Origin of the sequence: Pseudarthrobacter albicanus (assembly GCF_018224015.1) — a bacterium.
GTDB lineage: Bacteria > Actinomycetota > Actinomycetes > Actinomycetales > Micrococcaceae > Arthrobacter > Arthrobacter albicanus.
The window spans coordinates 1-6,420 of sequence record NZ_JAGPOT010000094.1 but is presented as its reverse complement, the minus strand read 5'-3'; the positions used below and the strand labels follow the sequence as shown (position 1 = coordinate 6,420).

Sequence of the window (6,420 nt, the reverse complement as noted above, 5' to 3'; positions counted from 1 at the left end):
CTTGAGCATTTCGCTCGACGGCGTCCGCGAGCAGGTGCAGGAGATTATCGGCCAGGGCCAGCAGGCCCCGTCCGGGCACATCCCCTTCACGCCGCGTGCCAAGAAGGTGCTGGAGCTCTCGCTGCGCGAGGCCCTGCAGCTGGGACACAACTACATCGGAACCGAGCACATCCTGCTCGGCCTCATCCGCGAGGGTGAGGGTGTGGCCGCCCAGGTGCTGGTCAAGCTCGGCGCGGACCTGGGCCGGGTCCGCAACCAGGTCATCCAGCTGCTCTCCGGCTACCAGGGCAAGGAAGCCACCGGCGCCGGCGTCGGCCCGGGACAGCCCGAAGGCACTCCCGCCGGTTCCGTGGTCCTGGACCAGTTCGGCCGCAACCTGACCCAGGCCGCGCGTGAGAACAAGCTGGATCCCGTCATCGGGCGCGAATCCGAAATGGAACGCGTCATGCAGGTCCTGTCCCGCCGCACCAAGAACAACCCTGTGCTGATCGGCGAGCCGGGCGTCGGCAAGACCGCCGTCGTCGAAGGCCTGGCCCAGGCGATCGTCCGCGGCGACGTGCCCGAGACCATCAAGGACAAGCAGCTGTACACGCTGGACCTCGGGTCCCTCGTGGCCGGATCCCGCTACCGCGGTGACTTCGAAGAGCGCCTCAAGAAGGTCCTCAAGGAGATCCGCACCCGCGGCGACATCATCCTGTTCATCGATGAGATCCACACCCTCGTCGGTGCCGGAGCCGCCGAAGGCGCCATCGATGCGGCCTCGATCCTGAAGCCCATGCTGGCCCGCGGGGAGCTCCAGACCATCGGGGCGACCACGCTGGACGAATACCGCAAGCACATCGAGAAGGATGCCGCCCTGGAGCGCCGCTTCCAGCCGATCCAGGTCAAGGAACCCTCCGTCGCCCACGCGATCGAGATCCTCAAGGGCCTGCGCGACCGGTACGAGGCGCACCACCGCGTCACCATCACCGACGGCGCCCTCGCCTCGGCGGCGGCCCTGTCCGAACGCTACATCTCGGACCGGTTCCTGCCGGACAAGGCGATCGACCTGATCGACGAGGCCGGTGCCCGGTTGCGGATCCGCCGGATGACGGCCCCGCCGGAGCTCAAGGTCATGGACGAGAAAATCGCCGCCATGAAGCTGGAGAAGGAATCCGCGATCGACGCGCAGGACTTCGAAGGCGCCGCTGCGCTGCGCGACAAGGAGCAGAAGCTCATTGCCGAGCGCGCCGAGAAGGAACGCCAGTGGAAGACCGGCGGCATGGACGACATCTCCGAGGTCGATGAGGATCTCATCGCCGAGGTGCTGGCGAACTCCACCGGCATTCCGGTCTTCAAGCTCACCGAGGAGGAGTCCTCGCGCCTGCTGAAGATGGAAGACGAGCTGCACAAGCGCGTCGTCGGCCAGGACGAGGCCATCCGCGCCCTGTCCCAGGCCATCCGGCGCACCCGGGCAGGCCTGAAGGACCCCAAGCGTCCGGGCGGTTCGTTCATCTTCGCCGGCCCCACGGGCGTCGGCAAGACCGAGCTGGCCAAGGCCCTGGCGGAGTTCCTGTTCGGTGAAGAAGACGCCCTGATCACCCTGGACATGTCCGAGTACTCGGAGAAGCACACGGTGTCGCGGCTCTTCGGCGCCCCTCCGGGCTACGTGGGCTACGAGGAAGGCGGCCAGCTGACCGAGAAGGTCCGGCGCCGTCCGTTCTCCGTGGTGCTCTTCGACGAGGTGGAGAAGGCGCACGCCGATCTCTTCAACTCGCTGCTGCAGATCCTGGAGGACGGCCGCCTGACCGACTCCCAGGGCCGCGTGGTGGACTTCAAGAACACCGTGATCATCATGACCACCAACCTCGGCACCCGGGACATCTCCAAGAGCGTGGCCACCGGCTTCCAGTCCGGCACGGACACGCAGACCGGCTACAACCGGATGCGCGCCCGCGTCACGGAGGAGCTCAAGCAGCACTTCCGTCCCGAGTTCCTGAACCGTGTTGACGACGTTGTGGTGTTCCCGCAGCTGACCCAGGACGAGATCATCGAGATCGTGGACATGTTCGTGGGCCGGCTGGAGAAGCGGCTCAAGGACAAGGACATGGGCATCGAGCTCACCACCGCGGCCAAGGTGCTCCTGGCAACCCGCGGCTACGATCCCGCGATGGGCGCCCGGCCGCTGCGCCGCACCATCCAGCGCGAGATCGAGGACCAGCTCTCCGAGAAGATCCTCTTCGGCGAGCTGCACGGTGGCGACATCGTGGTGGTGGATGTGGACGGCGAAGGCGACGACGCCAAGTTCACCTTCGCCGGCAACGCCAAGCCGCGCATCCCGGAGATCGCCCCGAGCGTCTAGGCGCCGGCTTAGAGGCAGGCACGGCTCCGAGGAACGGCTCAGAGGCCCCGCCCTCCCGCAAGGGAAGGCGGGGCTTTTGCTTTGCCGGCACTCCGGGCCCGGCCATTTGCCGGAAACGGCCGCTACGGGAGCAGGCTGAGCGGCCAGATCCGGCAAATGGCTGTCCGGCCGCCGCGGAGGTGACCACGAACTGGAATGCCCAGGCCAAGGAAACACGGCGCCGTAAGATTGGGCTGTGACTGAGACCATCCGCATCCGCCCTGCCCGCACCAGCGACGTGGCGTCCATCAAGGCGCTGGTGGCTCCGCTGGCCGATCAGCGGATCCTCATGGCGAAGGAGACCGTGGCGTACTACGAAAGCCTGCAGGAGTTCCGGATCGCCGAATCCGTGGACGGCGAGGTGATCGGCTGCGGCGCTCTTCACGTCATGTGGGAGGACCTGGCCGAGGTGCGTACCCTCGCGGCAGCGTCGTCGTGGCGGGGCAAGGGAATAGGGCACCGGCTCGTCGAGCGGCTGCTGGAGGATGCCAAGGAGCTGGGGGTCTCCCGCGTGTTCTGCCTGACCTTCGAAGTGGGGTTCTTCAAGAAGCACGGCTTCGAAGTCATGGCGGACCAGACTGCGGTGGATCCGGAGGTTTATTCGGAGCTGCTACGCTCGCATGACGAGGGCGTCGCCGAGTTCCTGGACCTGGCCCGGGTAAAGCCCAACACCCTGGGCAATACCAGGATGATCAAGGCCCTGTAGCCGGACTGTGGGCCGGCTGCGGCCGGGGCTGCGGCCGGAGACGGGGACCGAACCCGACCGGGGCTTCCGTTCACTAAATTTGGTGGATAAACTGATCCCGGCCCAGGGGGTGGGCCGCCATCTTCCGGAGGCAGAAAATGCACCAAGACGTGATTTTTCCAGGTTTCTCCGCATTCCACACGACCCGCGCCGGTGCGCCTGCGGCACCCGGGCAGGCCGGCAGCGGCCCGGACGGCGGGGCCGCCGGAGTCCAGGCGGCCGCCGGCACCGGGCGCCTAGGCGCGGCAGGAACGGGCGCCGCTCGAACGGCCCCAGCAGGAACGGGCCCAGCAGGAACGGGCCCAGCATCAACGGGCGCCGCCCGCCTCAACACGCCGCCGTTTTCGTGGCTGGGCGGCGACGCGTGGCCGGACTTCCCGCGGCGGCCGGACAAGCAGCCCTGACGAACGCCGTCGGCAGCCACGCCCGCGGCAGCCACGCCGGCGGCGGCGAATCCGGCGGAACTGCGGTTTCCGCAGTATCCCGGGTCCGCCCCAGCCGTTCGAAAACCGGCGCCTATCACTGGCAGGGCCCCGGTAGTAGGGTCTAACCAAGCAGCCAGGACACCATCCAGGGAGCACCGCCATGAAGAAGCTCATCAACGATCCCCGTGCCGTGGTCGACGAGTCAGTGGAGGGGTTCGGGCTCGCCCATGCCGACCTCGTGACCGTCTTCGCGGACCCGAACTACATCGTCCGCAAGGATGCGCCGGTGGCAGGCAAAGTGGGCCTCGTCTCGGGCGGCGGCAGCGGCCACGAGCCGCTGCATGGCGGCTATGTGGGCGTGGGAATGCTCGACGCCGCCGTGCCGGGCGCCGTGTTCACCTCGCCGACCCCGGACCAGATCCTGCCGGCCACGCTCGCCGTCAACTCAGGCGCCGGCGTGGTGCATATCGTGAAGAACTACACCGGCGACGTCCTCAACTTCGAGACCGCGGCGGAACTTGCGCAGGCCGAAGGCGTGGAGGTCCGCACGGTCCTCGTCAACGACGACGTCGCCGTGCAGGACTCGCTGTACACCGCGGGGCGCCGCGGCGTGGGCGGCACGGTCCTGGTGGAGAAGATCGCCGGGGCGGCGGCCGAGCGCGGCGACAGCCTCGATGCCGTCGCCGCCATCGGCGACCGCGTCAACCAGAACGTGCGCAGCATGGGCGTGGCACTGACCGCCTGCACGGTCCCGCACGCGGGCGTGCCCAGCTTTGAGCTGGAGGAAAACGAGATCGAGATCGGCATCGGCATCCATGGCGAGCCCGGGCGGCACCGCATCCCGATGGAAAACGCCGACGGCATCACGGACCGGCTGCTGGACCCGGTGGTCAGCGATCTCGGCGTCGCCTCCGGAGACCAGGTGCTCCTGTTCGTGAACGGCATGGGCGGCACGCCGCTGAGCGAGCTGTACATCGTCTACCGCAGGGCCGCCCAGGTGCTCGCCGGGAAGGGCGTCACCGTGGCCCGCTCGCTGGTAGGCAACTACATTACGTCCCTTGAGATGCAGGGCTGCTCCATCACCGTCCTGCGCCTCGACGAGGAGATGACGGAGCTCTGGGACGCGCCCGTCCACACTCCGGCCCTGCGCTGGGGCGTCTGAGCATGGGCCTCGACGTCAACTGGGCGGTGCGCTGGCTCACCCGCTCCGCCCAGGCCATGGCGGATCACCGGGTGGAGCTCATTGACCTGGACAGGCCGATCGGGGACTCCGATCATGGCGAGAACATGGACCGCGGCTTCAGGGCCGTGATGGACAAACTCGCCGAGTCGCCGCCGGAAACCCCCGCGGCGGCGCTGAAGCTGACGGCCATGACCCTGATGTCCAAGGTGGGCGGGGCCGCCGGCCCGCTGTACGGGACGGCGTTCCTGCGGGCATCCACCGCTCTCGGAGACCTGGCCGACGTCGACGCCGCCACGCTGGTGGCGGCCCTGCGGGCGGCCCGTGACGGCATAGTTGCCCGCGGGAAGGCCGAAACCGGGGACAAGACGATGGTGGACGCCTGGACGCCGGCGGTTGAGGCCGCCGCCGCTGCCGCCGGGGACGGCGGGGACGGCGACGTCCACACGGTGCTGCTGGCCGCGGCGGAGGCGGCCGAGGCCGGTGCCGTGTCCACGGATCCGATGCTTGCCCGGAAGGGACGCGCCAGCTACCTGGGGGAGCGCAGCATCGGCCACCGGGACCCGGGCGCCGTCTCCAGCGCGCTGATCCTGCGCGCCGCGGCCGGAGCCGCCGAATGAGCGTCCGGCTCGTCGTCGTTTCCCACAGCGGGAAGATCGCCGAGGGCGCCGTCGAGCTGGCCGCCCAGATGGCGCCCGACGTGCTGATCCTCCCGGCCGGAGGCGCCGACGACGGCCGGATCGGCACGAGCCTGGAGAAGGTCATGGCGGCGCTCGAACAGGCCGCCGGCGACGGTTCTGATGGTGTTGTTGTGCTGACGGATCTGGGCTCGGCGGTGATGACCGCGGAATCAGCGCTCGAGTTCGCGGCGGATCCGGAGTCGGTGCTGCTGGCCGACGCGCCGCTCGTGGAGGGCCTCGTCGCTGCCGCCGTCGCGGCGCAGGCCGGGGCCGACGCGCGGGCGGTGAAGGAAGCCGCCGAAGCCGTCTACCGGCCCCCCGCTGCGCCCGAAGGGCCCGCCCGCGGGCACCATCAGCCGCCGGACGCCACCGCGGACTTCGAAATCGTGAACCAGGCCGGAATGCACGCCCGGCCGGCGGCCAAGATTGCCGGCGGCCTGTCCGGGATGGATGTCGACGTGTCCATTAACGGCGCCGACGGCGCCTCCATGACCGAACTCATGATGCTCGGCGCGCCCAAGGGCACGGTGCTGCATGTCCAGGCCAGCGGACCGGACGCCGCGAAGGCCATGCGGTATCTCGGCGGCCTGATCGAATCGGGCTTCGGCGAACCCTGAGGCCGGAAGTTCAGGACAGGTCAGGCACCGCGGTTGCCGCAGGGTCCGGCGACCGCCGGTCCTGGCGCATCGCGCTCCACGCGATCCAGCCGCCGGCCACCGCCATGACCAGGGCCCCGGCGGTCTGGGTGGGGGGGGCTGCTTCCCGTCGTGGCCTGCCCCAGCACGACGCCCAGGACGTAGAACAGTACGACGCCGGCCAGCCAGGCTGCGCCGGCCCAGCGCGGCAGCGTGTGGGAGCCCCAGACCGCGGTGCCCAGCAGGACGTTGCCGACTAAGCCTTGATCCACCGATGAGATTGGGATCGGGTCCGGCGTTTTAAACACGAAATGCCCGTCTTTTGGGGGAAAATTGGCTTACCACAGTCAAAATTTCCGTACCGGAAGAGGACAT

General features: G+C 68.9%; 6 protein-coding genes. 5 read left to right on the top strand and 1 reads right to left on the bottom strand.

Features of this window, described 5'->3' with window-relative positions; genetic code table 11:
- The 5 genes from J9611_RS17580 to dhaM all read left to right on the top strand — a co-directional run.
- A partial coding sequence (locus J9611_RS17580; protein WP_211882064.1) for an ATP-dependent Clp protease ATP-binding subunit occupies nt 1-2,341 on the top strand: 2,341 nt, incomplete at its 5' end.
- Between the two features lie 235 nt (nt 2,342-2,576).
- Nucleotides 2,577-3,086 carry an amino-acid N-acetyltransferase gene (locus J9611_RS17575; protein ID WP_211882062.1) on the top strand — a complete coding sequence of 170 codons (510 nt, stop codon included), beginning with the start codon at nt 2,577-2,579 and terminating at the stop codon, nt 3,084-3,086.
- A gap of 624 nt (nt 3,087-3,710) precedes the next feature.
- Nucleotides 3,711-4,712, top strand: a complete 1,002-nt coding sequence (gene dhaK / locus J9611_RS17570) for a dihydroxyacetone kinase subunit DhaK (protein ID WP_211882059.1) — start codon at nt 3,711-3,713, stop codon at nt 4,710-4,712.
- 2 nt (nt 4,713-4,714) lie between these two features.
- Nucleotides 4,715-5,350 (top strand): dihydroxyacetone kinase subunit DhaL, encoded by a 636-nt coding sequence (gene dhaL / locus J9611_RS17565; RefSeq protein WP_211882054.1) that lies wholly within the window; start codon nt 4,715-4,717, stop codon nt 5,348-5,350.
- A complete protein-coding gene (gene dhaM, locus J9611_RS17560) occupies nt 5,347-6,027 on the top strand; it encodes a dihydroxyacetone kinase phosphoryl donor subunit DhaM (RefSeq protein ID WP_211882052.1) in 681 nt (226 codons plus the stop codon). Before dhaL ends, dhaM begins: the two co-directional genes overlap by 4 nt.
- Before the next feature lie 20 nt (nt 6,028-6,047).
- Here the strand turns inward: dhaM and J9611_RS17555 are convergent, their stop codons facing one another.
- Entirely contained in the window at nt 6,048-6,317 is a 270-nt protein-coding gene (locus J9611_RS17555; protein WP_211882050.1) for a hypothetical protein, read from the bottom strand.
- Nucleotides 6,318-6,420: the final 103 nt, after the last annotated feature.

Coding starts and splice junctions, on each gene's coding strand:
- dhaM (WP_211882052.1), top strand. CDS start 5,347: ATGAGCGTCCGGCTCGTCGTCGTTTCCCACAGCGGGAAGATCGCCGAG.
- dhaK (WP_211882059.1), top strand. CDS start 3,711: ATGAAGAAGCTCATCAACGATCCCCGTGCCGTGGTCGACGAGTCAGTG.
- dhaL (WP_211882054.1), top strand. CDS start 4,715: ATGGGCCTCGACGTCAACTGGGCGGTGCGCTGGCTCACCCGCTCCGCC.